Below are 26,482 nucleotides of genomic sequence, written 5' to 3'. Positions count from 1 at the left end.
CTCCACCTCACCCCTCGGTACGGGGCGGGTCGACACCGTCGGGTGATGTGTCTCCCCGCGCCCCGTTCGTAGCCTCCTCGGACCACCACCGAGGAGGACCGCCATGGCCATCACCCACACCCCGCCGCAGCACGCCGGACCCGCGCTCAGACCAGGGCTCGCGCCCGCAGTCGTCGCGTCCAACACCCGTGACACGGGCATCGACCTCGTCCGCGCCTGCTGCATCGTCGGAGTCGTCGTCCTCCACGCGATGATGGTCGGCGTGACGGTGACGTCCGCCGGCCCCGTGTTCGAGAACGCGAGCGACGGTACGGCGTGGATCGCACCGCTCAGCTGGATCCTACAGGTCATGCCGCTCTTCTTCGTGATCGGCGGGTTCGCTGGGCTCCTCGCCTTCCGACGGCAACGAGCCCGAGGTGTGTCGGCCTCGGCATTCGTCGCGGCACGCCTGCACCGGCTCCTCCTCCCGGCAGTCGTCACCATCGGCTGCACCGCAGTTGCGCTCGCGATGCTGACCCTGGCCGGAGTACCAGCCGACCTCGTCGCCACCGCGGGTTTCCGGTTCGGGCAGCCGCTCTGGTTCCTCGCCGTCTTCCTGCTCTGCCAGGCACTCCTCCCCGCGCTCGCGACAGCCCATGAGCGAGCTCCGCTGCGCTCGATCATGGCGCTCGCCGCCGCGGCCGTCCTCGTCGACATCCTGCGGGCGTCCACCGGTGTCGACGCCCTCGGGTTCCTCAACCTCGTCTTCGTGTGGACCGCGCTCCAGCAGCTCGGGTTCTTCCTGGCGGACGGTTCGATCGACGCGCTGGCCAAGCGGGTCCGGGTCGCAGCCGGTGCCGGAGCGGTCGTCGTGCTCGTCGTCCTGTGGTGCGCCCGGGTGTACTCGGCCGACCTCATCGCCAACATCAATCCGCCGACCGCCGCCCTCCTCCTCGTCGGGGTCGCACACACGGCCCTGCTCTCGCTGCTGCGCGAGCGGCTGACCCGACTCAGCCGGCGACCCCGGGTCGCGAGCGTGACGGCTTTTCTCACCACGCGGGCCATGACGGTCTACCTCTGGCACATGCCGGTCCTGCTGGCGATGGCGGGAACGTCCGCGGTGTTCGCGCTCACCACGGGTGTCGCGCTCCCGGAACCGAGCAGCCTCGGATGGTGGCTCGGCCGGCCGTTCTGGCTCGCCGCGGCGCTCGGGCTGACCGCCGCCGTGGCCACCGTGTTCGCGCGCGTCGAGGCGGTCACGATGCCGGTCGCGACGCGCTCGTGGAGCCGGATCACGGTCGCCGTTCTCCTCGGGCTGACCGCGGTGACCCTCCTCCTCGTCGTCGGCACCTCGGTGATGACGGGGACGCTCGCCGTGTTGATGATCCTCACCTCGCTGCACGTGTCGCGGTCGTCCTCGCGAGCCGCTCGACCGGCGGTCCTGCTGCCGCGCCCAGCGGACGGCGGGGTGCTGACGAGGGCCGCCTAAGGTGAGTCCATGGACTCCTCGACCGTGCTGATCGTCATCGGCATCGTGTTCGTGGTGCGGCTCGTACCCGTGTTCATCCTCGTGCTCGTGTGGAACCGGATCCGCGGGCAGCGCGACGCCCGGCGCCGCCAGGAGCGGTACGGCGACCCGGCAGCTCGGCACGCCGGCGGGTATCAGTCGCAGCGTGGTCGTGTCTACAAGGACGGTCTGACCAACCGCCAGCGGACGCCGAACACCTGATGAGCTCGGGCCACTGCCGCGTCAGCGCGTGCAGAGGCCGTCGCGGACGGTGGCAGCCAGCGCGGTCCGGCGACGCTCGTGGACCTCGGGCGCATCCGCCGAGGTGGCGACGACCGTCATCGACGACTGCGCCCAGGTCGCCGCGGTCGAGATGAGCATCGCCCAGATGTCGGCCGGGTCGAGATCGGGGCGGATCGACCCCGCGCGCTGTTCGGCCTCGATGTCGCGGATGTGCTGGACGTCGTGGTCTTCGAGGCTGGGGTAGAGGTAGCCGGTACTCTCCCGCTCGAGGCGCTTCCACATGACCAGGCGGGCGAGCGCCGGGTCGGCGAGGTAGTCGTCGTAGAGTCGGGCCGCGTACTCGGGGAGCTCGGCCGCGGTGAACGGGACCCGGTCGCCGTTGGCGATGACGTGGGCGTGGAACACCGCGTCGAAGAGCTGGTCCTTCGCTCCGTAGTACGCGTAGATCATGGGCTTGCTCATGCCGGACCGACGGGCGATCCGGTCCACCCGGGCACCTGCGATGCCATGGGTGGCGAACTCCTCGGTCGCGGCGTCGAGGATGCGCTGGCGAGTCTGCTCCGCGGTGGTCATCGATCGAGTGTATCGAACCTACCAACTAGTAGGTAGTATCGAGCCATGCGCACAACCGCCCTCATGTCCACCGCCACGCCACGGTCGCTCCGGCGGACCCTCATCGAACGCCGCGACCTCCGGCCCGACGACGTCGACGTCAAGGTCACCTACTGCGGGGTCTGCCACAGCGACCTGCACGCTCTCGACTCCGCCGGGCCCGCAGCCGGACTGGTGCCCGGCCACGAGTTCGTCGGTGAGGTCGTCGCCGTCGGCTCCGCGGTGACGTCGTTCGCTCCCGGAGACCCGGTCGCCGTCGGCAACATCGTCGATTCCTGCGGCACCTGCGCCATGTGTCTGCGCGGCCAGGAGAACTACTGCGCGGAGTTCCCGACCCTCACTTACGGCGGACGGGACCGCGTCGACGGGAGCACCACGCTCGGTGGCTACGCCGGACGCTACATCGTGCGCGACAGCTTCGTGTACCACCGCCCGCTCGCCCTGAATCCGGCCGGTGTCGCGCCCCTGATGTGCGCGGGCATCACCGTCTGGGAACCGCTTCGCAGCAACGGGGTGGGAGAGGGTACGCGACTCGGGGTCGTCGGTCTCGGCGGTCTCGGGCACCTCGCCGTCCGGCTCGGTCGTGCGCTCGGCGCCGACGTCACCGTCTTCACCACCTCCGAGGGCAAGGCGAGCGACGCCCTGCGGCTCGGGGCGTCACGGGTGGTGGTGTCCACCGACGCGGACGCCATGGCCGCTGCGGCCGGCAGCCTCGACCTGGTGATCGACACGGTCTCCGCCCAGCACGATCTCGCGCCGTACCTCCGCGTCCTCGACCTCGATGGGACGCTCTGCTCGCTCGGCACCCTCGGGCCGATCTCCATCCAGACCATGGACCTCCTCCTCGGCCGGAAGCGCCTGACCTCGTCCGGGAGCGGCGGTCGCCCGTGGACGCAGGACCTCCTCGACTTCTGCGGTGCACACGGCGTGACGGCCGACGTCGAGGTCGTCCGATCCGCCGACGTGGACGTGGCCCTCGACCGGCTCGCCCGCAACGACGTCCGGTACCGCTTCGTGCTGGACCTCGCCGACCTCGACGCCGAGCTGGACGCGGAACGGGACGCTCTGCCCGCCTGACGATCAGGCGGGTGTCGTCGCCTCGCGTCCCATCACGCCGTCGAAGAACGCGGCGAGTTCCGCCGTGGCGGTCAGCGGCAGCACGTGGGCGACGTACTGGTCGGGTCGCACCACGACGATCGCGCCATCGCGATCGATCCCGCGCTCCTCGAAGATGTCGACCTCGGGGTGCACCGCGTAGACCTTCTCGTAGTCGACGAGGTCGAACGGGCCGACGCGCGGGAGGAAGACCTGCGGCACGGTCCCGAGCTCGATGTCCGTGTGGTGCTCCTGGTAGACCACCTTCACGTCGAACCAGTCGTCCGCCCGCACGCCGTCAGGCACCTGGTTCAGCGGCGATTCCGGTGCGTCCTGGAGCCAGGCCGCCAACTCGGCCGAGCGGCCCGTGGCGGGGGAGGCGGCGTCGGCGAACACGTAGACCCGCCACCGCCCGTCGGCCGTGGCGTGATGGCCGAGGTGGACGTGGTTGGCGTCGGCGACCCGCGAGGTGAGGGCCGACTTGAAGCGCTTGCCGATTGGGAAGCCGGTCGCGAGATGCTGGTGGGTCGCCTCGCCGACGATGGCCGACGGGGCGTATTCGGTCATGAACCCCGCCGGGAACTCGGCCGTCCGCACGTAGAAGTCGGCGAGCTCCGAGGGGTCGGCGAACTCCTCCGGGCGCTTCGCCATGAGCGTCGACCACTCGCGGTCGAAGTCGATGAGGTCCTGTGCGACGACCTGCCGCTCTGCCGAGTATGTAGCGAGCAGGCTCTCCGGGCTGCGGCCCTCCAGCACGTGTCCGAGTTTCCAGGCGAGGTTGAAGCTGTCCTGCATCGACACGTTCATGCCCTGCCCGGCCTTCGCGCTGTGCGTGTGGCAGGCGTCGCCGGTGATGAACACTCGTGGTGTGCGCGTGCCGAGTTCGTCGAGCGGGACGTCGTCGAAACGGTCGGTCAGTCGGTGCCCGACCTCGTAGACGCTGTGCCAGGCGACGTGCTTCACGTCGAGGCGGTACGGGCTGAGGATCGCGTTCGCGTGCTCGATGATCTGCTCGATCGAGGTGGATCGGACCGCTGCGCCGCCGCCCGCCGGCACCTCGCCGAGGTCGACGTACATGCGGAACAGGTGTCCGCCCTCACGCGGGATCAGCAGGATGCTGCCGCCCGAGCCCGACTGGATCGCGCACTTCGTCCGGATGTCCGGGAAGTCCGTGACGGCCAGGGCGTCCATCACACCCCAGGCGTGGTTCGCCTGGTCGCCGGCGAGGGTGCAGCCGATCGCCTGACGCACGCCGCTCCTGGCGCCGTCCGCCCCGATCACGTATTTCGCGCGCACCGTCCTCGTGCCGCCGGTCGAGTCCTCGCTGCTGTCGAGCAGGGTCACCGTCACCGGGTACTCGGCGGTGTCGTCGATCTCGAGGCCCTGGAACGCCCAGCCGTAGTCGGGTCGCATGCGCGTGGGCGCATTGGCCATGTACTCGGCGAAGTAGTCGAGCACACGCGCCTGGTTCACGATGAGGTGCGGGTACTCGCTGACGCCCGTCGTGTCGTCGAGGGGGCGGGCGCCGCGGACGATGCGGCTCGGGTCGTCGAGGTCGGGCTTCCAGAACGCCATCTCGGTGATCCGGTACGCCTCGGCGGTGATGCGCTCCGCGAAGCCGAACGCGTTGAACGTTTCGACGCTGCGCGCCTGGATGCCGTCCGCCTGGCCGATCGCGAGGCGTCCCGGTCGTCGCTCGACGATGCGCGTGGTGATCGTCGGGAATCGGGAGAGCTGGGCGGCGGCGATCATGCCGGCGGGCCCACTGCCGACGATGAGGACGTCGACCTCGTCGGGCAGCTCGTCGGGCCGGTCGACCCCGACCCCCGCGGCGGGGAGCACGCGCGGATCGCCGGAGACGTAGCCATGGTGGTGGAACTGCATCGATTCCTCACTTCGTCGTCAAGAATTCGATAATGGAACACAGTGTTCGCTTATCGCACGGCAGACATTACCCTGCGTCGACGCGCGGCGGAAGGCCGGGCGCCGATGCAGGTGATGTCGTCGCGCTCAGTCCTTGGTCGCCCAGGTGCCGAGGTCCTTCACCTCGATCGCCGTGGGGAGCGCGTCGGCGTCACCGAGGAACGCCTGGCAGGCGACGAGCGGCGCATCGGGTGCGACCCCGGCGGTCGCGTTGCCGTCCGGCGTGCAGTCGAACTGGCCGATCACCTGGATGGGCCGGTAGGTGCCCTTGCCGGTGAGCTTCCACTCGTCGGTCTTCGGCACCGGCAGGGCCGAGCGGTCGGCGTCCGCGATCTCGCCGTCGGTGAGCGTGACCGAGTACGTGACGAAGTACGGGACCTTCCCGTCGTCCGAGGGGGTCGACTGCAAGCCCATCTCGGCGAGGTCGCTGAGCTTCCCCTCCCGGACGTCGTCGATCGAGAACGACATCTCGACCCCGGTCCCGACCTCGACGGCCACGCCCGTGCCGATCGCCAGGGCGTCATCGGGAGCCTGCTGGGCGCCGGCGGAGCATCCGGTCAGGGCGACCCCGAGGGTCGCGGCGATGAGGGCGGTCAACGTGAGGGCGCGGCGGGAGTGGGTCATGTCCTCGACGCTATCGGGGACGGGGCGCCCCCGCCTACGGGGACAACTCCCCATCCGTCGTCGAGGTGGGTGGGGACTTCGTCCAGTGCCCCGGCCGGTCGATGGTGGCCGGGAGCAGGGTCGCCGCATCACCCCGAGCGGCGTTCACCTGCGCCTGCGTGAGGAACAGGGCGTCCGCGAGGTCGGCTGCGTCGAGTCGCGCGCCGCGGAGGTCGGCACCCAGGAGGTCGACGCCCGCCAAGTCCGTTCTGCGGAGGTCGGCGCCGATGAGGAGTGCCCCGCGCAGTTCGGCTCCGCACAACCGCCGATCGCGGAGGTCCCGGCCGACCAAGTCCGCCGAGGGCTCGAGCGTGTCGTCCGGCTCGGTGTCCGCGCTCGCCAGGTACCCGCCGCGCGCCTCCTCGCTGATGTCGACCAACACCGCCCGGACGGTCGAGCGGAGCCCGTCGACGTCGCTGCCGAGGATCTCGGCCGTCCCGCCGTCGAGGACCCTCACGATCTCCGCCTGGAGGCGGGCCACCGATTCAGCGAGGTCGGTGTCGCTCGCGCGTTCGGCGGCCTCGACGAGGTACCAGCGCATCTCCTGCAGCTGCCGGACGACGCCGAAGGTGCGGAACATCTCGGCGCTCGTCTCAGGGCATTCCCGCCAGCTGGTCCCGCCGTACAACTCCTGCGACACGAGCTGCCCGGCGCCGAAGCAGTCGAACACGGTGCAGCCGCGGAAGCCTCGCGGCCGGAGGGATTCGTGGATGGTGCAGGAGAAGTCGTCGGCGAGGTTCTGGCAGGGTGTACCCGCCGGTTTGTCGATCGGGAAGTCCGCGGATCGTTGGAACCCGAAGGCGGTGCAGCAGAGGGCGAAGCAGTCAGCGCAGTTGGCGCGAAGTGCTGAGCGGGCGTCGGGAGAGTTGACGGAAGCGTCGTTGGAAGGCATGCGTGTGTGGTCTTTCCGGAGTGGTTTCGAGTGATGGCCGGGATGCGGGGGAACTCCGCAGGGAGCTCCCCTTCCGGGCGCACGAAATCACCGCCCCTCGTCGGAGGAGCGAACGGGTGTCGCTTGAGGGACTCTGGGTCACAGAGGGAAAGAACGGTTCACTGCCGAACAGAATATCGCCGGTCCGCCACTTCCCGGTCTCCTTCACGATCCGGACGCCGACGTCGGAACGGCGCGTTCGATTCGACGGCTGACTCCGCAGCGGTTCAGTCCCGGATCAGGCCGTTCATCGCGGCCCACCCGAGTGCGGGCGGCTGCGCCGGTGCCGCATCGGGGGACTCGAGCATCGCCGAGGCCCACTGGTGCGCGAGGCTGTAGGCGGCCTCGGCGATCGATGAGCCGGCGCTGATCCGGCTCGCCCCGGCCTTCGCGAGCTCGCTGATCGACAGGGTTCCGGGACCGAAGGCGACGTTGACCGGGAGCGTGGTCGCGTCCGCGAGTCGTTCGATCGTGTCGGCGCGGAGGGCGCCGAGCACGAAGATCCCGCTCGCGCCTGCCCTCGCATACGCGGCGGCACGGGTCACGGTCTCGTCGAACCAGCGGTCGCCACCGATGTCACCGAGTCGATGCGTGTCGATCCGCGCATTGATGAAGAGGGGGATCCCGGCATCGTCGGCTGCGCTTCGTGCGGCGGTGATCCGGTGCTCCTGTTCCCCGACCGGGCGGAGCGAGTCCTCGAGGTTCACCCCTGAGACGCCCGCCTCGATGCAGGCGGCGACGGTGCGGACGACCTCGGCCGGGGTGTCGCCGTAACCGCCCTCGATGTCGGCGGTGACCGGGACCGGCACAGCGGCGGCGATCCGGCGCACGGCGTCGAGAGCCGTCTCCCGGCTGAGCTCGTTCCCGTCTCGGCGCCCGAGCGACCAGGCCACACCGGCGCTCGTGGTCGCGACCGCCTGCGCGCCCGCCGCGAGCACGGCTCGGGCTGAGGCGACGTCCCACGCGTTGGGGAGGATCAGCGGGTCGCCCTGGACGTGCATCGAGTGGAGGGCGAGGGCGCGTTGGAGGTGATCGGTCATCCTCCCAGTCCAGCACATGACCGAGGTGTCGCCGACCGCGCCGCTGCTTGCTAGCGTGGGCGTCGATCGAAGGCGGGTTCATGCGTCCAGTGGTGTTGTCAGGCGGCCCCGCGGTCGGGAAGTCGACGTGCGGGCGACTGCTGGCCGAGGAGCTCGACCGCGCCGCCTTCATCGATGTCGACGACATCCGGCAACTGGTGGTGTCGGGTGAGGCCACGCTGTGGAGCGGAGACGAAGGGGTGTCCCAACACCTCCTCGCGGCCCGGAACGCGTCGGCCATGGCCAGGAACCTCATCGCCGACGGCTTCGCGGTCGTCATCGCCGACGTCGTCACGCCGGAGGCCCTCGCGGTCTACCGGGCGGAACTCCCGGACTGCCTCGTCGTACACCTGGAGCTCCCGCTCGACGAGGCGCACCAGCGCGCCACGACCCGTGCCGTCTACCTGTCCGAGGACGAGTTCGACCTGCTGCACGCGCTGCTGACGCCGCCGCCGGAGGTGGACCACGTGATCGACGTCAGTGGCATGACGGTCGGTCAGCAGCTCGAGGCGATCCGCGGTGTCTGGGCTTCGCTGCAGACGGACGGGCGTGTTCCGTCTCCAGATCCCCACAGCGACCGGGAACGGGCGGACGGCGAGATCGAGACGGGGTGGAGCACTCGGTCGACGAGGACGGTGTTCGAGGGCCGGGTCACCGTGGTCGAGCACGAGGTACAGCTGCCGGATGGTTCCCGTCTCGACTACCTCGTCGACGAGAGTGTGCCGTTTTCGGTCGCGTCACTCATCGTCGACGGGGACGACGTGATGCTGGCGCGGCAGTACCGATATCCCCTCGACCGATGGATCTACGATCTGCCGGGTGGCGGAGGCCGGAGCGAGGAGCAACCGATCGACGCTGCTCGGCGTGAGCTCGAGGAAGAGCTGGGGCTGATCGTGGACGATCTCCGACCGCTTCACACCTTCTTCATGAACCCGGGGCGCGCAGCATGGCCGACGCACCTGTTCATCTCCACGTCCGGCCTGCGAGCGGGACGTCCCGACACGTCCGACCCCGGCGAACAGGTCCGCCTTGTGCGCATGCCGCTGATCGAGCTCGACCAGCTGATCACCGACGGGACGATCGTCGATCCGCCGCTCATCGTGGCGCGAGCGGCTGCGGCCGCCCGCGGTCTGCTCCCGCCGCTCGGCCCGATCGCCGGGTGACGGAGGCGCTCAGCTCCTGACGGTGCTTCCGCGCTCTCAGGCTGCCGGCGGCCGCTCCTGGATCACCCAGCTGTTGCCGTCCGGATCGGCGAAGAACACGAACGAGTTCCAGTCACCGCCTCGGCCCTCCAGGCGGACGCCGTCTTCGAAGTGCATGACCGGTGTCACGTCGACGCCGCGCTCGGCGAGTTCGGCTCGGGCCGCGTCGACGTCGTCGACGACGAGCTGCAGGCCCTCAAGGCGGGTGTCGCCGACCTTGAGCTGGATGCTGCTCGCCGAACCGGGTGGGGTGAGCTGCACGATGCGGAGATCGTCGCTGATCCGATGGTCGAGGTCGAGATGGAACCCGACCTGCTCGTCATAGAAGGCTTTCGCCCGGTCGACGTCGGCGACGCTGACGGGGACGACTTCGAGATTCCAGTGCATGACGCGCTCCTTCGTGGGGTTCAGTCGGCCGACGGCATCGGCCGGTACCGCATGGCGACCGCACCCGAGCCGAACGGTTCGCGGTGCACCAATTCGAGCTGGATCTGTTCGCGCAACCCGGCGAGCAGCGTCGGGCCGTGGCCGGCGATGACCGGCTGCACGACGAACTCGTACTCGTTGATGAGCCCCAGGTCGGCCAGCGCACGGGGGAGCGTCACACCGCCCACCCACAGGCCGGTGCCGGGCTCCGCCTTGAGCCGCTGCACAGCGGCGCCGACATTGCCGCGGAGTAGCTCGGCGTTCCAATCGACCGACGCCAACGTGCTCGACACCACGATCTTCTGCGCTCGGTCGATGGCCTCCGCGAACGCGATCTCCGAGGCGCCCATCCAGTCGGGCCAGACGCCGTCGGGTGGCCGCCGCCAGGTGGATTCCATCATCTCGTAGGTGACCCGTCCGAAGAGCAAAGCGTCCGCTCGCTCCATTTCGGCCGTCCAGAAGCGCATCGACTCTTCGTCCGGTGGGAGCCCGGCCTCGTGATGGCAGCAACCGTCGAGCGTGACGTTGATCGAATACCGGAGTGGTCGCATCGCATCGCTCCCTCGTGATGGCTCGGGCGAATGGGGTGCCCTGACGCCCCCACTGTAGGACGATCTGCCGGCCGTGGGGAGGGGGATCGGGCGCGGTCGCCGCGCCGCGGTTCAGTGCCCGACCGGCACGCCCGCCGCGGAGAGTTCAGCGAGGAGTGCGCGGACACCGTGGAAGTGGTGCGTTCGCATGCCGAGCGTGTCGGCGCCGACGAGCTTGGACGCAGTGTCGTCGGTGAAGAACACCTCGTCCCCGGTGACGTCGAGCGCGTCGAGCACGTGCTGGAACGCCCGGACGTCGGGTTTCGCGAAGCCGATGACCGCCGAGTTAAAGATCGCATCGAACCGCCCAGTGAAGCCATGTGCGTCGACCTCGGCCGCAATGGTGTCGGTGCCGTTCGTCAGGATCGCGGTCTTGAGGCCCAGTCCTCGGATCTCGTCTGAGAGGTCCAGAACCTCGTCGTCCACCGTCGACGGGTGCCGACCCCACTCCTCAGCGGCAGCGTGATTGCCGAGTGTCTCGCCCACGCGCCTCACCCACTCGTCGCGCGTGATCCGTCCGGTGGTGACCTCCTCGATCAGCGGCTTGGAGAAGGCGACCCGCTCGATCGATCCTGGGTTCACGCCGCGACGGTGTTCGAGATCCGTCATGAATGCAGGGTCGAAGTGCCGGACGACGCCGTCGAGATCGAAGAGGACGACGTGGATCATCCGGCCATCCTCCCCGATCCCACGACGAACCGCAGCCTTCGGGCCGGACCGCTCAGTCGACGGAACGGTTCGCGGCGACTGCGGCGTTGAGGACCGCCTGCACGCTCGCCTCGAGGACGGAGCGGTCGCGGCCCGCTGCCCAGCCCGTCCGGTGGCCGAGGCGGTACTCGACGAGGGTGAGCGCCTCCGCGTCGCTCCCCGACGTCAGCGAGGTCTGGTGCAGGGAGACGATTTCGACCGGCAGACCGTGCTCGGCGAGCAACAGGGTCGTCGCCTCCACCGGGCCGACGTCGGGGAACGTCGCGGCGTGGGTGGAGCCGTCGACGGAGATCCGCAGGGAGGTCGTGGTCGTCCCGTTCGCGCTGGCCGTGTCGAGCTCGACCAGGCGTACCGACTCGGACTGCGTGAGATAGTCGCGCTCGAAGATCCCGAACAGCGCCTCCGCATCAAGTTCGCGCCCGGAGTCGTCCGTGTGCTGCTGCACCCGGCGGGAGAAGTCGACCTGCAGGCGCCGCGGCATCTCGATGCCGTAGTCGCGCTCGAGCAGGTAGGCGATGCCGCCCTTGCCCGACTGCGAGTTCACGCGGATGACCGCCTCGTAGCTGCGGCCCAGATCGGCCGGATCGACCGGCAGGTACGGCACCCGCCACGGGAGGTCCTCGGCCCGGCTGCCGGTCGCTTCGGCCCGGGCACGGTGCTCGGCGAAGCCCTTCTTGATCGCGTCCTGGTGCGTGCCGGAGAACGCGGTATGCACCAACTCCCCGACGTAGGGGTGGCGCGGATGGACGTCGATGCGGTTGCTGTGCTCGACGACCCGACGGATGTGGTCGATGTCGGAGAAGTCGATCATGGGATCGACGCCCTGCGTGTGGAGGTTCAAGGCCAGCGTCGCGATGTCGACGTTGCCGGTGCGCTCGCCGTTCCCGAAGATGCAGCCCTCGACGCGTTGGGCGCCGGCCAGTACCGCGAGTTCCGCGCACGCGATGCCGGTGCCGCGGTCGTTGTGCGGGTGCACGGAAAGGATGACCGACGACCGCCGGGCGAGGTTCCGGTGCATGTACTCGATCTGATCCGCGTACACGTTCGGCGTCGCCGCCTCGACGGTCGCCGGCAGGTTCAGGATCACCGGTCGGTCCTCCGAGGCGTCCCAGAGAGTGGTCACGGCGTCGCAGAGTTCCAGCGCGTAGTCGGGCTCCGTCAGGTTGAACACCTCGGGCGAGAACTCGAACCGGACGCCGTCGAGGTCGCCGGCGAACTCGAGCACATCCGACCCGCCCTGGAGGATCAGGGACCGCAGCGAGTCCCGGTCGTGACCGAGCACGACCTCGCGCCAGAGCGGAGCGGTCGCCGTGTACATGTGGATGACGACCGGGTTGCGGATGCCGCGGATCGACTCGACGGTCCGCTCGATGAGGTCCCGGCGTGCCGGGGTGAACACCACGATGGTGACGTCCTCGGGGGCGATGTCGGTGTCCGCGATGAGGCGCACGAAGTCGTAATCCGTCTGCGAGGCGGAGGGGTACCCGACCTCGATCTCCTTGTAGCCCATGGTGACCATGAGCTCGAAGAAGTTCCGCTTGCGCGCGGGGTCCATCGGCTCGGCCAGCGCCTGATTGCCGTCGCGCAGGTCGACCGGCACCCAGAGCGGGGCTTCGGTGAGGCGTCGTGCCGGCCACTCGCGGTCGACGAGCGGCACGTCGACGCGGGAGAACAGGTCCTGGTAGCGGTCGGACGGCATCTGTGAAGGCCGTTGGCGGTTCCAGGCGGGAGCGTGCGGAGGAACGGGGCCGGCGGGGGTGGAGAGGCGGGAGTCGGAGAGGATCACGCGGCCACGGTAACACAACTTGTCAGACAAGCTGAGGACTAAGATCGACCCATGACCACCGTGCGACGCGAATCCCTCTCGGACCAGGCAGCCCGTCTCCTCCTGGAACGGATCCAGCGCGGCGAGTGGGCGATCGGCCAGAAGCTCCCCGGGGAGACGACACTCGGGCCGCAACTCGGGGTCGGCCGATCCACCATGCGTGAGGCGATCCGGCAGCTGGCCGGGCAGGGCATCCTGACAAGCCGCCAGGGGTCGGGGATCTTCCTGCAGGCACTCGCGCCGCAGCAGGACTGGGAGGCGCTCGTGCTCCGGACGAACATCGCTTCGATCCTGGAAGCACGCCTCGCCATCGAGAGCGAGGCAGCGGCGCTCGCCGCAGAGCGCCACACCGCGGCCGACCTGGGCGCCATCCGGGAGGCGCTCGACCGCCGTAACGTCGAGCGGGCGACGATCCCGTCGAGGGTGGACGCAGACACCGCGCTCCACCGGAGCATCGTGGCCGCCTCTGGCAACCCGATCCTGACCGAACTGTTCGACACCTTCGCCGAGCGCAGCCGCGACGCCATGATCCAGATGTTGCGGCTCAGCGGCGAGCCGGGGACCGATCACGATCAGCAGGTGCACGAGCGCATCGTCGACGCCGTCGCAGACCGTGATGGCGAGGTCGCGTCCGCCCTGAGTCGTGCTCACCTCTCGGCGCTGCGCGACGCCGTCGTCGGCGACGGCGACGGAGGCGCGCCCGCCGAGTCTTGAACGACCTCGTCGTCACCCCTTGTCATGCAGCGCCACGACCGGCAGGATCTCCAGTGTTCCTTGGGGAGGTCCTATGCGTGTCTTCGGTGTGATCGCCATCGTCCTGGCGGCGCTCGGCCTGGCGGTCGGTGTGCTGTTGCTCCTCGGCAACCCCGACCTCGCGTCGCCCGGGCCGCAGCTGCTGCCATACGCGGCCTACGACTCCTGGCGGATCCTGCTCGGCGTCGTGCTGTGGTTCGCGGGACTGTTCCTCGTGGTCGGTGTTCTCGCGGTGTCGCGTCAGCCCGGCCTCGCCTGGCTGATGCTTCTGGCGTTCATCCCGCTGCTCGTCGTCTACCTGCTGGGTGGCGGGCTGATGCCGAGCCTCGGCCTGGCGATCGTCGCGGTCGTCGTCCTCGGTCTCGTCGTCCCCGCGATCATCGCCGGTGTCGGCCTCGCGATCGGCGGCGCGGTCCGTCGGCGGAAGCTCCGCACGGCGCCGACGTTCTGAGCCGCCCGCGGGAGCTCGCTCCCGCTACCGCGCCCCCTCGAAGGTCTGCGTGCCGAGGACGGCGAGCAACTTCAGCTTGCCCTCGGCCGGCGTATGGGGTGCGGCGGTGAGCACGAGCAGGGACTGCGACTGATCCTCGGTGAAGAGCGCCTGGCAGTCGAGCTCGATGGGACCGATCTCGGGATGGATGAGCACCTTGTGGTCCTCGAACCGGCGCCCGACCTCGTGCGTCGCCCACAGGCGTCGGAACTCTTCACTCCGCTCGGTGAGGTCGTCGACGATCTCGCCCGCCGGCGACTGGGCGCCGAGCGACCCGTAGGCCGCCCTGAGGGACGCGACCTGGGACCGACTCTGCCGCTCACGGTCCTCCTCCGGGTAGCGCAGCCGCTCCTCGGGCCGGAGGAACCAGCGGTGGATCGCGCTGCGTTCGAGGCCCTGGTACCGGCTCGCGTCGCCGAACAGCGCGCGGGCGGGGTCGTTCTGGACGAGTGTCTCGCCGAGGGCCGACAGGATGAGCGCCGGCGTGTCCGTGAGCCGGTCGAGGACGCGGAGGAGCGCGGGGGCGACGTAGTCCGAGGTCGCGAGGCGGGTGGGTGCGTTGTGGCCGGCGATCCGGTACAGGTAGTCGCGTTCCTCGGCGCTCAGTCGCAGGGCGCGGGCAAGCGAACCGAGCATCTGCGTGCTCGGCTGGGGACCGCGCTGCTGCTCGAGTCGCGCGTAGTAGTCGGTCGACATCGCGGCGAGCTGCGCGACCTCCTCGCGTCGGAGCCCCACCGTCCGTCGCCGAGGACCGGCGCTCAGGCCGACATCCGCGGGCTGCAAGGCCGATCGGTGACGGAGGAGGAAGTCTGCGAGCGCTGGGCGATCCATCCCGCCAGTATCCGCCCCCGAGGTTCGCCGATCCAGGGACCGCGGATCCCTGGATCGGCGAACCCTGGTGTGGCGAGTCGGACGGCCGCAGACTCGACCCATGCAGATCACCGGAAACACCGTCTTCATCCCCGGCGCGACGAGCGGCATCGGCCTCGCTCTCGCACGGCGCCTCCACTCGGCCGGCAACACCGTGATCGTCGGCGGGCGCCGCACGGAACTCCTCGAATCGATCGACGCCGACGAGCCCGGACTCCACACCGTGCGCATCGACACCGCCGACCCGGCGAGCATCGAGGCGGCGGCGGCCCAGGTCATCGCCGAACACCCCGAGCTCAACGTCCTCATCACCATGGCGGGCGTCATGCGCGGTGAGGACTGGACGGCTCCGGACTTCGTCGCGACCGCGGAGGAGATCATCACGACGAACGTCCTCGGCCCCATCCGGCTGATCGGTGCGTTCATCGAGCACCTCCGCAGCCGGCCGGACGCCACCATCATGACCGTCTCCTCGGGCCTCGCGTTCACGCCATTGCGCGTCACCCCGACGTACAACGCGAGCAAGGCCGCGATCCACATGCTGAGCGAGTCCATCCGACTGCAGCTCGCCTCCACGACCGTGCACGTCGTCGAACTCGTCCCGCCAGCCGTCCGCACCTCGCTCATGCCGGGGCAGGAGACGAGCGACTTCGCGATGCCGCTCGACGCCTACGTCGACGAGGTCATGGAACTCATCGAGGCCCAGCCCGACGCGACCGAGATCCTGGTGGAGAACGTCAAGTTCCTCCGGTTCGCCGAGGCGCGAGGCGACTACGCGCAGACCGTCGCGACGGTCAACCAGCTCGACCCGCACGGGAACTGACTCGGACCGAGCCCTACCGCGCCTCGATCTCGACGACGACCTCCGTCATGTCCGCTGAGGAGACGGTCACCGTCACGACACCGAGGCCGGTGGGGCGGATGATCGCGAGCGCCCGCCCGTCGAAGGTGGTGCGGGTGGTGGCGTCGAACCGCTCGGTCGTGCTCGGCGTGCCGGTGCCGAACCCGGCGAGGACTCCGGCGCCGGAGACGACGACCGAGACCTCCCGGTCGGCTCCCGTGACGAGCACCCCGGCTGCGTCGCGCAGCTCGATCGCGACGAAGGAGAGGTCGGTGTCGTCGGCGCGGATGACCGTGCGGTCGGCGGTGGCCGTCAGCATGGTCGGGCCGGTGGCGGAGACGAGTGAGGTGCGGCCGACCTCCGCTCCCGCCCGGTAGGCGACGGCCGCGAGCGTGCCCGGGTGGTAGACGGTCTCGAACGAGGCGAGCATCGGTCGCCGTCCGCCCACCGGCCCGCGCGCGACCTCCGTCCCGTCGAGGAGCAGTGCGACCTCGTCGGCGTCGGCCGCGACCTCGACGGTGACCGGCGCTCCCTCGAAGCCTGGCCACGTCCATGAGTCGACCGAGTCGCTCCACGCCCACGGCGACTGCATCGTCACCGTCTGGCCGTGGCGCTCGGGGCGCAGCACTGCGATCGCCGGTTCCGTGCGCAGGCCGAAGACGATCTCCCGGTAGTACGACGCGGGTCGCCGCCAGCCCGTGAGGTCGAGGTCGCCGCACCAGGCGGTGAGGTACGGGAACTCGCGTTCAAGTGCCCCGTTCGCCTCGGGGTCCTCGGCGTAGGACGTCGCTCCGATGCCGACCTCGCCGAGGTAGTCCCAGCCCGTCCAGGTGAAGTCGCCGATGACGTTCGGGTTGGCCTCGACGAGTGGCCAGAGCTCACCGATCTGCGTCGGGAAGGTCTCAGAACCCACGATCACCCGGTGGGGGAAGCGTTCGGCGTCGCTCGCGTAGCGGCCGTCCGCGTAGTTGAGGCCGAGCACGTCGAGCGCCGCGCTGGACTCCTCGGTGCGGGTCGTGACGGCGTCGGAGGAGCCGATGAGACTCATCATGTTCGCGCCCGCCTCGCCCATCAACTCGTTGAGCCCCTGGTCCGACGCCATGATCTCGTCGAGTTCGTCGAGCACCGACAGCGTCGCGTTCACGCCGTTCGTGACGGGTCGCGTCGGGTCGAGTGCGCGTACGTGCTCGGCGAGTTCGCGGGCCAGGATCGCGCCGTGCGGGGTGCCGACCTCGACGATCTCGTTGCCGATCGAGTACATGATGACGCTCGGGTGGTTGGCGTCCTTGGCCACCATCGACTCGAGGTCGGACCGCCACCACTGCTCGAAGTCGAGGGACGGGTCGAAGGTGGTCTTGCCGCGGTGCCACTGGTCGAACGCCTCGTCCATCACGAGCATCCCGATTCGGTCGCAGGCGTCGAGCATGGCCGGCGAGGCGGGGTTGTGGGCGGCCCGGATGGCGTTGAACCCGGCGTCCTTGAGAAGCTGGATGCGACGCTCCTCGGCCCGGGCGATCGAAGCGGCTCCGAGCGGGCCGTTGTCGCTGTGGATGCAGGCGCCCCGCAGCAGCACGGGTTCGCCGTTGATCCGGAGTCCCTTCCGCGGGTCGACGGTGACCGTGCGGATGCCGTGGACGGTGTGCACGGTCTGGCCGGCGTCCGACTCGCCGTCGGTGGGTACCAGCGTGGTCTGCGCGGTGTACAGCGACGGGGACTCGACGCTCCAGAGCGCCGGATCCTGGACGTAGAGGTGCTGCCGGATGGTTGCCGTGCCTGCCGGCGCGACCGTGACGGGTGTGCGGTCCTGTTCGACGACGACACCCTCGGGCGAGGTGAGTTCGGTGGTGAGGACCCGGGAGCTCGTCGTGAGGCCGCGGTTGGTGACGGTCGTAACGACCTCCAATACGGCCTGGTCGTCCTCGATGCGGACCGTCGTGATGCGGACGCCGTCGGGAACGATGTGCGTCGGCTCGTCCACGTGCAGCAGGACCGGCCGATGGAGGCCGGCGCCGGCGTACCACCGCGAGTCTTGGCCTGCGCGCACCTCGATGCGCAGGGTGTTCGTCGCACCGGCTCGGAGGTGCGGCGTGAGGTCCACGAAGAACCGGGCGAAGCCGTCGGATCGGTTGCCCGCGAATTCGTCGTTGAGGTACACCATCGCGTGGCGGAAGGCGCCCTGGACCTCGAGGCGGACGATCCGCCCCGCCCACGCGGCTGGGGCCTCGAAGGCCTTCACGTAGCTGAAGGCCCCCGCCGGGAAGTACGCGGCCCCACCCTTCGCCGGAGCGTCGGCGGAGCGGTCGGCGTCGCGGAGTGCGTCGTGCGGGAGCGTCACGGGAACCGAGTCGTCGGCTCCGCCCTGGACGGCCGCGAAGGGCCCTCGTGGGGCTCGGACGATCCAGCCGTCGGTGAACGAGGTGATGGTCATGGCGCGCTCCAGTGCGATTCGATGCGAAAGTCTTTCGTCGGTGGTCGACGGTTCGCTCAAGCTATGCGAGCGGCCTGGCTCAGGTCAACGCACCGAGCGCGAAACAGTTTCGCTACGCTGGGTCGATCCGTGACCCTGATCCTGGAGGAGCCGCATGGCACGCACGCCGATGACCGGCCCGACCCTGGCGTCGATCGCGGAACACGCCGGCGTCTCCGTTGCGACCGTCTCCAAGGTCGTCAACGGCCGCCAGGGCATGTCGGAGGCGACGCGGGCGCGCGTGGAGGCGGCCGTCCGTGAGCTGGGGTACCGCCCGGCCGCGCGCTCGGGTGGCGGAGGCCCACGTCAGATCCACGTCGTGTTCGACACCCTGCACAGCGTGTACTCCCTGCGGGTGCTCGACGGCATGGTCGCCGCCGCGCAGCGCCTCGACGTCGACCTCGTCACCCGGGTGCTGTCGCCCGCTTCCGGATTCGGGGCCGACGACGCAACCGGTGACGAGGTGACGCTCGACCGTGCCTTCGTCGAGCGGGTCGCCGCGAGGGGCGCGCTCGGCATGATCGTCGTGACGACACCGATCGACGCCGACGTGGTGGACGCCTGCCTCGATGCCGGCGTCGCGCTCGTCGCGGTCGATTCGCCGGATCCGCTCGCCCGATCGGTGGCGAGCATCGGCTCCAGTCACGCGGTCGGCGGGCAGCAGGCCGTCGAACACCTCATCGGCCTCGGCCATCGGCGGATCGCCTTCGTGGGTGGCCACCCGGCGAATCCCGGGCTGCGTGCGCGGGCGGTCGGCTACCGCGAGGCGCTCCGCTCAGCCGGCATCCCGCTCGACCCCGAGCTCGTGTCGGAGGAGGGGATGGGCACCTCGGCACCCGCCGTCGAGCGCATGCTCGCACTCGAGGACCCGCCCACGGCCGTCTTCGCGACCAACGACGCCGACGCCTTCGCCGTCATCCGCACCCTGCTCCAGGCGGGACTCCGCGTGCCGGAGGACGTCAGCGTCGTCGGCTACGACGACACGTACTCGGCCATGCTCACGGTTCCGCGCCTGACCACGGTGCACACCTCGATGCACGACATCGGCCGCGCGGCCGTCGACACCCTGCTCCGGCTGCAGGCGGGGGAGCGGCCGTTCTCCCACCACCTGGAGCTCGCGACGACGCTCATCGAGCGTGAGTCGACCGGTCCCCGTCGGCACCCCGACGGCTGATCAGGCGAACCGTCGCAGGTCGGCGAGCGTGAACCGTCCTTCGGGGAGCGCCGCGCGGATGCGTGCCTCGTCGAACCGGCGCTGGGGTCGCAGTGCCTCGGGCAGTTCTGGTGTCGGCGGCGCTGCGGCGTCGACGCCCTCGGCGAGCATCTGCGCCTGAGCCTTCGCGACGAGCGGCGTCACCATGAGCCGCTCGGTCAGGCGCGCGAGCAACCGGATCGTCCAGACCGGCACCGGGACGTACAGCGGTCGTCGGCCGGCGACGCGAGCGATCCGCCGGACGGCCGTCCCCAGCGGCAGTGTCTCGGCGCCCATCACCGCGACCGTCGGCTCGGTGACCCGGCCCTCCAGGGCAGCGACGAGGACGTCGACCGCATCGGCGACCGGCACCGGACGCACGAGGCGTTCGCGGTAGCCGACGGTCGCGAACACGGGGAAGGTGCGGACGGCCTTCGTCACGTGGTCGATCATGTGGTCGCCGGCCCCGTAGATCATCCCGAACTTCAGGACCGTGTGCGGGATGCCCGAGTCGCGGACGAGCTCTTCGGCCGCCCATTTCGTCTCGTGGTAGCCCGAGCCGCAATCGGGCCGGGCGCGGAGGAAGCTCACGAGGACGAGGTGACCGACGCCGGCTCGGCGGGCCGCATCCACGACGGCCCGGGTGCCGCGCACGTGCACACGCTCGAAGGTCTGCTCGCCGATCTCCCGGTTGATCCCGGCGCAGTGCGCGACGGCGTCGCAGCCCGCGAACGCCGTCGCGAGTGCCTCGGCGTCGTCGATGTCGACCCCGGTGCGCCGCGACACGATCACCGTCTCGTGGCCGTCTCCCTGCAGGCGTTCGGCGAGGTGCCGGCCGACGAACCCGGTGCCGCCGGTGATGGCGATGCGCATGATGACTCCTTCGCTTGTTAGCAACAGAGCTAAACCGTATATCGCAATTGTGCTAGATTGCAACCATGGCAGATACAGCGTCGGACATCTTCGCCGCACTCGCGCACCCGACGCGACGACAGATCCTCCAGGACCTCAAGGACGGCGAGCTTGCCGCCGGCGAGATCGCGTCGCGGTTCGACGCCACGGGGCCGACCATCTCGCGCCATCTCAGTGTGCTGCGGCAGGCCGGGCTCGTTTCCGAGCGTCGCGACGCCAACCGGATCCTCTACTCGCTCGTCGGCGAACGCCTCGCGCTGTCCGTCGGTGACTTCCTGTCGACGGTGTGCCCGGAGCAGATGGTGCTCCGCGAGGTCCGCAAGCGCCGCACCGCCTAGCAGCGCGACCGCTCGACTCCCGGCCGGGTCAGCGGCTGGGTCAGCGCAGCCCGCGGGCGATGCTCCGCACGATCGTCTGCGTCGCCGCCTTCCCCGAGCGGGTCGGGAGCAGCGCCCACACGTGGAACTGGCCGACGCCCTCATGGAAGTCGAGGGGCACCCCGGCCGCCCGTGCACGCTCGACGAGCAGCTCGGCGTCGGGGTTGAGGACGTCGCGTGTGCCGCTCAGCAGGGTGATCGGTCCGAGCCCGGCGAGCTCGCCGACGAGCGGACTGACCGCCGGGTCGCGGAGATCGAGATCGCCGCGCCAGTGTTCCGCGAACACCCGCCCGCCTGGCGTCGCGAGCCACGGGTCGCTCGGCTGCACGAGTGGGATCCGCGGGTTGCTCCAGGTGAGGTCGAGCGCGGGGGAGAGGAGGGTGGTCATGGGGAGGACGATGCCGTCGTCGCGCAGGCGGAGCGCCGCGGAGAGGGCGATCTGGCCACCGGCGGAGTCTCCTGCCAGGACGGTCGGTCCGTGTCGGTCCAGGCTGCGTCGGACCAGCTCGACCATGCCCATCCGGGCCTCCGCCGCGGTGCCATAGGGAACGAGGGGGTAGATCGGCAGGGTGACGGTCGCGCCGGTCTCTGCCGCGATGGTGGCCGCGAGCACCCAGTGCTGGGGTGCGATCTCGCCGACCCACCCGCCGCCGTGCGCGTACACGACCCCGCCGGTTGCGGCACGCTTCGTCGGGCTGACCGTGTACACCGGCCAGTCGCCGAACCGCTCGACGTCGACCCGGACGTCCGGCCGCAGCGTGGCCGGCGGTCCGTAGGGCACTGGGCGAAGCGCCCGTTCCCGGATCCGGCGCCGGGCACCCGCTTCGCTCACGAAGGCGCGGTTCGCGCGGATGAGGCGGAGCGCCGGGCCGACGAGGGCGTTGGGGACGATCAGCACGGTGCCTCTTCTCTGGACGGTGCCGCCACGGTAGCAGCGCCCGCTGGGGAGGACTCCCCATCGCCCACGTGCCGGAGAGCGGACAGACTGGCGGCATGACCCGTCACCGCCTCCTCCCGTCCGTCGCCGTCGCCCTGCTGCCGGTGGGGCTCCTGCTCACCGGTTGCAGCTTCAGCGCCAGCGCCGGTCTCACCGTCCCCGCCTCGGACATCGCGGACGCCGCGGCCGGCGCCCTCGAGGAGCAGGTCGGCACGAGGCCCGACCTCGACTGCGGGGACGAGCGCGTCAAGCTCATCGACGAGACCACCGTCGACTGCACGCTCACCGACCCGTCCTCGGGCTCCGAGTACGACGCCGTCGTCACGATCAGCGACGTCGAGGGCACGAAGTACCACGTGGCCGTGCAGGTGGCCGACACCGCGAACTGATCACGCGGTCGGTCGCCGGGCTTGCGCGGGTCGCATCGGTGCCCTCCTGACGCGCTCGGGCCCCGTGCTGCGTGGGAGACTGGCAGACGGCGTCGGTCGCTCGATCACGCCGTCGCAGCCCGCCCCGGAAGAAGCGCATGACCGTCGTGACCCCAGCCAGCATCGAGTCCGTCTCCTGGGACGACGAACGGGCGGTACGCCTGCGAGCCGCGATGGACGAGGAGATGGGTGCGCGGTACGCCTCCGCCTGGGAGGACTGGGATTCCGAGGCGGCCCAGCGGGCGCAGGCGGCGTTCACCGTGGATCCTGCGGACATCCGGGTGACCTTCCTCGCGCTCGTCGACGGCGAGCCGGTCGGCCATGCCGCACTGCGACGGCTCGGCGAGGAGTGGGAGCTGAAGCGTGTCGTCACCCTGCCCGGCCACCGTGGCCGGGGTGTCTCGCGCCTGCTCATCGCGGCCGTCGAGGATGCCGCGCGGGCAGAGGGCGCCGAGCGACTCATCCTGCAGACCGGCGACCGGCAGCCGGAGGCCGTCCGCCTGTACGAGTGGCTCGGCTACGAGTCGATCCCCATCTACTCGCCGTACGAGGTCATCCCGATGTCGCTCTGCTACGCGCGGCAGCTGCACTAGCGTCCGGTCGCCCGGCCGCCGTCGTCAGTGCGAGGTGGTCGCCGGCTGCTTGCCGGAGCGCAGGCGCGAGATGCCGAGGACGATCCCGACCACGATCAGGCCGAGCACGAGTCCGAACACGGCCGACATCGCGGTGTCGGCGATCCAGACGACGACGGGTCCGGCCGCTTCGATGGCGTGCGTGACGACGTGGAAGAGGTCCAACGGGCCGTGCCAGATCGTCTCGGCGAGGTTCGCGACGACGAGGTGGCCTCCGACCCACAGCATCGCGACCGTGCCGACGATGCTGATCACGCGGAAGACGGCGGGCATCGAAGCGACGATGCGCGCGCCGGTGCGCCGGACGCCACGCGAGGGGTTCTTCATGAGCCGGAGTCCGATGTCGTCGATCTTCACGAGGAGCGCGACCGCGCCGTAGACGACGGCCGTCATGACGAGGCCGATGACGAGGAGTGCGCCCAGGGTCATCCAGATGCCGAGGTCGGCGTCGAGGCTGGCCAGCGAGATGAGCATGATCTCGGTGCTGAGGATGAGGTCCGTGCGGACGGCGCCGGAGACGAGCTTCTTCTCGTCGCGGACGTCCTCCTCCGCTGCTTCGTGGTGCACGCCGAACCACTCCATGACCTTCTCGGCGCCCTCGAAGCAGAGGTAGGTGCCGCCGATGATGAGGAGGAACGGCAGGACCCAGGGTGCGAAGGCGGTGAGCAGCAGGGCGATCGGGATGATGATGACGAACTTATTGATCAGGCTGCCGCGGGCGATGCGCCAGACGACCGGCAGTTCCCGCGCCGGCGTGAGCCCCTGCACGTACTGCGGGGTGACGGCGGCATCATCGATGACGACACCCGCGGTCTTCGCGCTCGCCTTCAGAGCGGCGCTGAGGATGTCATCGACAACGGCGAGCAGGCCGACCGACATGTGCTTCTCCTTGACTCGGGTGTCGCGCCACCGCGGGCTCGGCGGGGACGGAGTCCAGAGTAGTGCGGATCCGCGGCGTCGCAGGCGGTCGAGTGCGCATCACAGGCACGCTGGCGCGGGCGTCGTCCATCGGGTAGGGGCTGCTCCCTTCCGCTCGGATACCACCCCGGTACTGTTGGCACTCACGACAGATAGGGGATTTCGAATGGTCGAGACCACACCGCGCCGCTCACGGTCGGCCGTGCTCGCGCTGACCTTGACGATCGGAACGCTCGTCGCGGCGGCGATCATCGGCGGGTACTTCATCATCGTCGGCGATCAGGCCGACATCGCCGGACGCGTCTGGCTCACGCTGCTGTTGCTCGCGGCCTTCGTGGGTGCCGTCTCCCTCGACGCGGCAGCCGGACACGGGCCCAACAAGTGGTATCTCGCGGCGTCCACCCTGGTGAACATCTTCCTCGTCACCATCGGCCTCCTGAAGCTGTGGAACGGGTGGCTCCAGCCACCGAACACCGACGACGGCTTCGTCTGGTCCGGCCAGATGATGCTGTTCTTCGGCATCGTCATCATCACCCGGCTGGCGCTCATCATCATCCAGGTGTACTTCCTCCACTTCATCACCCGCGCCAGGTCCACCGTGGTCAGGGCCACGGCCATCGTGACGATCGTGCTCATCATCGCGACGGTCCTGGTGCTCGTACTGCCGATGGCGTTCCCCGAGGGCACCTGGGCGGACTGGTGGTGGCGCATCGCTGCGGCCACGACGCTCGCTGCGGCGATCTCCGCCGTGATCCCGGTGATCGTCCGCGCGTTCTCCCCGAAGCCCGAGGGCGTACCGGTGAACTACGGGCAACAGCCCTACCGTCCCGAGGTATACCAGAGCGCGCCCGCGTACCCGATCCAGGGTCACCCCGGGCAGCACCAGCCGCCCTACCAGGGTCAGCCGCAGGGCTACCAGAACCAGCCGCAGCAGGGCTACCAGGGTCAGGGCTACCAGGGTCAGCCGCAGCAGGGGTACCAGGGTCAGCCGTATCCCGGTCAGCCCTACCAGGGGCAGCCGAGCCACGGTCAGGGTCAGGGTCAGCAGGGCCAGGGCTACCAGGCTGCGCCGTCCCAGGGGCAGTACGGCCAGCCGCAGGGGCAGCCCGCACCGCAGCCCGGCCAGCAATGGTCGGCACCCGCGTGGCAGGGATCAGCGCCTGGTCAGCAGGGACCGACGCCGAACGCCGCACCGCAGCAGTGGGGTCCGCCGCCGTCCGGGCCGCAGGCGCCAGGGCAGCCGTCGAGCCCGCAGCAGCCGCCCGCTCCCGCGCAGCAGCCGACCGTTCCGCCGCAGCAGGCGCCGCAGCAGGTGCAGCCGCCCGCTCCGCCGGAAGAGGTGGCGCCGCCCGAGCGGCCGACGCCACCCGCCGAGTAGGCGAACGCATGATGAACCGGCTGGAAGCCTTCGCTTCCAGCCGGTTCTCTGCAGGTGCGCCGAGCTGCGCACATCTGCGTACGGCCCGTCGGCGCACCCTCGCCTCACGACGGATGTGCGGCGGGCGGCCTCCCGTGAGGATGGAATCGGCGCGGTGCGACCGCCCGCCGCCGGCTCCAACACGATGGGTGACGATGCGCAAGCTCCTGAAGGTTCCACTGATCACGATCGCCACGATCGCCGGGCTGATCGGAGCGACCCTCGCCACCACGAGCATCGTCAACGCCGTCGCCAGCGCCACGGAGGCGGCGGAACTGCAACCGTACGGTCAGCTGGTCGACGTCGACGGCAAGCGGATGAACGTCGTCATCAGCGGCGACGCGCCGGAGACCATCGTCCTCCTGCCCGGTCAGGGCACCGCCGCGCCCGGTCTCGACTTCCAGCCGCTCGTCGCCGAGCTCCGCGACCAGTACCGCGTAGTCGTCGTCGAACCCTTCGGATACGGCCTCAGCGACCAGACCGACGTCCCCCGCACCTCGGCCAACATCGCGGGCGAGGTCCACGCCGCCCTGCGCGGCCTCGGCATCGACCGCTACGTGCTCGCCGGACACTCGATCGCCGGCATCACCGCCCTTGAATACCTCCAGCGGTACCGCGACGAGGTCACCGCGTTCATCGGCATCGACACGAGCGTCCCCACACAACCGGGTGCGGACGAGGCCACGCCGACCGACGGCCTCGAGGCCCTGAAGTCGCTCGGGATCCTTCGGGTGCTCACCGCGATCGCGCCCGACCCGACCGCAGGGCTGCCCTATGACACGGCGACGAAGCGACAACTCGCGATCCTCGCGAACCGCAACGCCATGAACCCGACGCTGCTCGACGAGATCGCGCACACCCCCGCCAACTTCCGCGCCGCCCGGTCGCAGTCGTTCCCGGCCGACCTCCCGATCCTCATGTTCGTCGTCGGCGACGACCCGGAACTCGCCGACTGGGTGTCCCTCCACGAGGCCCAGCTCGCGGGGATCGACCGGTCCGAGCTCGTCCTGCTCGACGGCGGCCACTACCTGCACCACACCGAGTCGCCGCAGATGGGTGTCGACATCAAGCGGTTCCTCGGCGACACGCCGACCGGCTGAGGGACCGGGCGGATCCGGGCTGGCGTGTCGTCGGATGTCGGGTTAGGCTCGCTGTCTATCGAACGTATGTTCGAATGACGGGAGGCCACTCATGTTGATCACGAGCACCGAGATCGCGGTCTGGACGACGCCTGCGGGTGTGCCGGAGCGGTTGTTCTGGGAGGGGGCACGGTACCTCGTGACCGACACCCCGACCCCGCTCGAGCCGAACGTCGCCTTCCTCACCCACCCGCCGGCAGCCACGCCGGCATGGCGGTTCCAGGCGACCGCCACCGACGGCCGGACCTTCGTCTTCGACATCCGTCTCGACGCGGTCCGCGGCCGCTGGCAGCTCCTGCGCGCCTACGAGTGACCCGCGCCGCCGG

The 26,482-nt window shown here is 70.1% G+C and carries 28 protein-coding genes; 14 read left to right on the top strand and 14 right to left on the bottom strand.

Translation table 11 applies throughout. The annotated features are described in order from the left end of the window. Positions 1-103 precede the first annotated feature (103 nt). Together QRN27_RS09950 and QRN27_RS09945 are read left to right on the top strand one after the other, a co-directional pair. The gene (locus QRN27_RS09950) at positions 104-1,468 is read left to right on the top strand and encodes an acyltransferase family protein (protein WP_285042109.1); all 1,365 of its coding nucleotides are present in this window, start codon (positions 104-106) and stop codon (positions 1,466-1,468) included. Positions 1,469-1,477: 9 nt separating this feature from the next. Beyond that, on the top strand, positions 1,478-1,708 hold the full coding sequence (locus QRN27_RS09945; RefSeq protein ID WP_285042108.1) for a hypothetical protein: 231 nt from the start codon (positions 1,478-1,480) through the stop codon (positions 1,706-1,708). Positions 1,709-1,729: 21 nt separating this feature from the next. Here the strand turns inward: QRN27_RS09945 and QRN27_RS09940 are convergent, their stop codons facing one another. Beyond that, complete coding sequence (locus QRN27_RS09940; RefSeq protein WP_285042107.1) at positions 1,730-2,302, bottom strand: TetR/AcrR family transcriptional regulator; 573 nt, start codon at positions 2,300-2,302, stop codon at positions 1,730-1,732. A 45-nt stretch (positions 2,303-2,347) separates the two neighbouring features. Between QRN27_RS09940 and QRN27_RS09935 the strand changes: the two genes are divergently transcribed. Continuing rightward, a complete protein-coding gene (locus tag QRN27_RS09935) occupies positions 2,348-3,418 on the top strand; it encodes an NAD(P)-dependent alcohol dehydrogenase (RefSeq protein ID WP_285042106.1) in 1,071 nt (356 codons plus the stop codon). Between the two features lie 3 nt (positions 3,419-3,421). Here QRN27_RS09935 and QRN27_RS09930 read toward each other — a convergent pair whose 3' ends face one another. The 4 genes from QRN27_RS09930 to QRN27_RS09915 form a co-directional block, all read right to left on the bottom strand. Next, positions 3,422-5,320, bottom strand: a complete 1,899-nt coding sequence (locus tag QRN27_RS09930) for an FAD-binding monooxygenase (protein ID WP_285042105.1) — start codon at positions 5,318-5,320, stop codon at positions 3,422-3,424. Between the two features lie 126 nt (positions 5,321-5,446). Then, positions 5,447-5,983: a hypothetical protein gene (locus QRN27_RS09925; protein WP_285042104.1), complete on the bottom strand. Its 537-nt coding sequence runs from the start codon at positions 5,981-5,983 to the stop codon at positions 5,447-5,449. Between the two features lie 34 nt (positions 5,984-6,017). Beyond that, positions 6,018-6,914 (bottom strand): pentapeptide repeat-containing protein, encoded by an 897-nt coding sequence (locus QRN27_RS09920; protein WP_285042103.1) that lies wholly within the window; start codon positions 6,912-6,914, stop codon positions 6,018-6,020. Positions 6,915-7,180: 266 nt separating this feature from the next. After that, a complete protein-coding gene (locus QRN27_RS09915) occupies positions 7,181-7,993 on the bottom strand; it encodes an isocitrate lyase/PEP mutase family protein (protein WP_285042102.1) in 813 nt (270 codons plus the stop codon). Positions 7,994-8,073: 80 nt separating this feature from the next. Here QRN27_RS09915 and QRN27_RS09910 point away from each other — a divergent pair, with 80 nt between their 5' ends. Next, positions 8,074-9,195, top strand: coding sequence for an NUDIX domain-containing protein (locus QRN27_RS09910; RefSeq protein ID WP_285042101.1), 1,122 nt, complete (start codon positions 8,074-8,076; stop codon positions 9,193-9,195). A gap of 36 nt (positions 9,196-9,231) precedes the next feature. Here QRN27_RS09910 and QRN27_RS09905 read toward each other — a convergent pair whose 3' ends face one another. From QRN27_RS09905 to QRN27_RS09890, 4 genes are all read right to left on the bottom strand, one after another. Continuing rightward, positions 9,232-9,621, bottom strand: coding sequence for a VOC family protein (locus tag QRN27_RS09905; protein ID WP_285042100.1), 390 nt, complete (start codon positions 9,619-9,621; stop codon positions 9,232-9,234). A 20-nt stretch (positions 9,622-9,641) separates the two neighbouring features. Beyond that, positions 9,642-10,211 (bottom strand): dihydrofolate reductase family protein, encoded by a 570-nt coding sequence (locus QRN27_RS09900; RefSeq protein WP_285042099.1) that lies wholly within the window; start codon positions 10,209-10,211, stop codon positions 9,642-9,644. A gap of 111 nt (positions 10,212-10,322) precedes the next feature. Next, a complete protein-coding gene (locus QRN27_RS09895; protein WP_285042098.1) occupies positions 10,323-10,919 on the bottom strand; it encodes an HAD family hydrolase in 597 nt (198 codons plus the stop codon). 52 nt (positions 10,920-10,971) lie between these two features. After that, positions 10,972-12,657 (bottom strand): 2-isopropylmalate synthase, encoded by a 1,686-nt coding sequence (locus QRN27_RS09890; protein ID WP_285042480.1) that lies wholly within the window; start codon positions 12,655-12,657, stop codon positions 10,972-10,974. A 138-nt stretch (positions 12,658-12,795) separates the two neighbouring features. Here QRN27_RS09890 and QRN27_RS09885 point away from each other — a divergent pair, with 138 nt between their 5' ends. Continuing rightward, positions 12,796-13,497, top strand: a complete 702-nt coding sequence (locus QRN27_RS09885) for a FadR/GntR family transcriptional regulator (RefSeq protein WP_285042097.1) — start codon at positions 12,796-12,798, stop codon at positions 13,495-13,497. Positions 13,498-13,570: 73 nt separating this feature from the next. Beyond that, positions 13,571-13,987: a hypothetical protein gene (locus QRN27_RS09880; RefSeq protein ID WP_285042096.1), complete on the top strand. Its 417-nt coding sequence runs from the start codon at positions 13,571-13,573 to the stop codon at positions 13,985-13,987. Between the two features lie 24 nt (positions 13,988-14,011). Here the strand turns inward: QRN27_RS09880 and QRN27_RS09875 are convergent, their stop codons facing one another. After that, positions 14,012-14,857, bottom strand: coding sequence for a helix-turn-helix transcriptional regulator (locus tag QRN27_RS09875; protein ID WP_285042095.1), 846 nt, complete (start codon positions 14,855-14,857; stop codon positions 14,012-14,014). A gap of 100 nt (positions 14,858-14,957) precedes the next feature. Here QRN27_RS09875 and QRN27_RS09870 point away from each other — a divergent pair, with 100 nt between their 5' ends. Beyond that, complete coding sequence (locus tag QRN27_RS09870; protein ID WP_285042094.1) at positions 14,958-15,719, top strand: SDR family oxidoreductase; 762 nt, start codon at positions 14,958-14,960, stop codon at positions 15,717-15,719. A gap of 13 nt (positions 15,720-15,732) precedes the next feature. Here QRN27_RS09870 and QRN27_RS09865 read toward each other — a convergent pair whose 3' ends face one another. Continuing rightward, positions 15,733-18,165 (bottom strand): glycoside hydrolase family 2 TIM barrel-domain containing protein, encoded by a 2,433-nt coding sequence (locus QRN27_RS09865; protein WP_285042093.1) that lies wholly within the window; start codon positions 18,163-18,165, stop codon positions 15,733-15,735. Positions 18,166-18,319: 154 nt separating this feature from the next. On the opposite strand from QRN27_RS09865, the gene QRN27_RS09860 reads away from it, so the two are divergent. Further along, positions 18,320-19,378, top strand: a complete 1,059-nt coding sequence (locus QRN27_RS09860; RefSeq protein WP_285042092.1) for a LacI family DNA-binding transcriptional regulator — start codon at positions 18,320-18,322, stop codon at positions 19,376-19,378. On the opposite strand, the gene QRN27_RS09855 is transcribed toward QRN27_RS09860, so the two are convergent. Continuing rightward, a complete protein-coding gene (locus QRN27_RS09855) occupies positions 19,379-20,269 on the bottom strand; it encodes an NAD-dependent epimerase/dehydratase family protein (protein WP_285042091.1) in 891 nt (296 codons plus the stop codon). A 65-nt stretch (positions 20,270-20,334) separates the two neighbouring features. Here QRN27_RS09855 and QRN27_RS09850 point away from each other — a divergent pair, with 65 nt between their 5' ends. Then, a complete protein-coding gene (locus QRN27_RS09850) occupies positions 20,335-20,646 on the top strand; it encodes a metalloregulator ArsR/SmtB family transcription factor (protein ID WP_056009664.1) in 312 nt (103 codons plus the stop codon). 40 nt (positions 20,647-20,686) lie between these two features. On the opposite strand, the gene QRN27_RS09845 is transcribed toward QRN27_RS09850, so the two are convergent. After that, positions 20,687-21,583 (bottom strand): alpha/beta hydrolase fold domain-containing protein, encoded by an 897-nt coding sequence (locus QRN27_RS09845; RefSeq protein ID WP_285042090.1) that lies wholly within the window; start codon positions 21,581-21,583, stop codon positions 20,687-20,689. A 95-nt stretch (positions 21,584-21,678) separates the two neighbouring features. On the opposite strand from QRN27_RS09845, the gene QRN27_RS09840 reads away from it, so the two are divergent. Both QRN27_RS09840 and QRN27_RS09835 read left to right on the top strand, forming a co-directional pair. Beyond that, positions 21,679-22,011 carry a DUF4333 domain-containing protein gene (locus QRN27_RS09840; RefSeq protein ID WP_285035610.1) on the top strand — a complete coding sequence of 111 codons (333 nt, stop codon included), beginning with the start codon at positions 21,679-21,681 and terminating at the stop codon, positions 22,009-22,011. A gap of 137 nt (positions 22,012-22,148) precedes the next feature. Beyond that, entirely contained in the window at positions 22,149-22,643 is a 495-nt protein-coding gene (locus QRN27_RS09835; RefSeq protein ID WP_285042089.1) for a GNAT family N-acetyltransferase, read from the top strand. A gap of 24 nt (positions 22,644-22,667) precedes the next feature. Here the strand turns inward: QRN27_RS09835 and QRN27_RS09830 are convergent, their stop codons facing one another. Beyond that, a complete protein-coding gene (locus tag QRN27_RS09830) occupies positions 22,668-23,561 on the bottom strand; it encodes a DUF808 domain-containing protein (protein ID WP_285042088.1) in 894 nt (297 codons plus the stop codon). 205 nt (positions 23,562-23,766) lie between these two features. Here QRN27_RS09830 and QRN27_RS09825 point away from each other — a divergent pair, with 205 nt between their 5' ends. The 3 genes from QRN27_RS09825 (at position 23,767) to QRN27_RS09815 (ending at position 26,469) form a co-directional block, all read left to right on the top strand. Continuing rightward, entirely contained in the window at positions 23,767-24,978 is a 1,212-nt protein-coding gene (locus tag QRN27_RS09825) for a hypothetical protein (RefSeq protein ID WP_285042087.1), read from the top strand. Between the two features lie 194 nt (positions 24,979-25,172). After that, a complete protein-coding gene (locus tag QRN27_RS09820; RefSeq protein WP_285042086.1) occupies positions 25,173-26,117 on the top strand; it encodes an alpha/beta fold hydrolase in 945 nt (314 codons plus the stop codon). A gap of 91 nt (positions 26,118-26,208) precedes the next feature. Beyond that, on the top strand, positions 26,209-26,469 hold the full coding sequence (locus tag QRN27_RS09815; protein WP_056009647.1) for a hypothetical protein: 261 nt from the start codon (positions 26,209-26,211) through the stop codon (positions 26,467-26,469). The last annotated feature ends 13 nt before the right edge of the window (positions 26,470-26,482 follow it).

This window comes from Plantibacter sp. LMC-P-059a, assembly GCF_030209505.1.
Taxonomy (GTDB): Bacteria; Actinomycetota; Actinomycetes; order Actinomycetales; family Microbacteriaceae; genus Plantibacter.
This window is presented reverse-complemented; position numbering and strand designations above follow the sequence as displayed.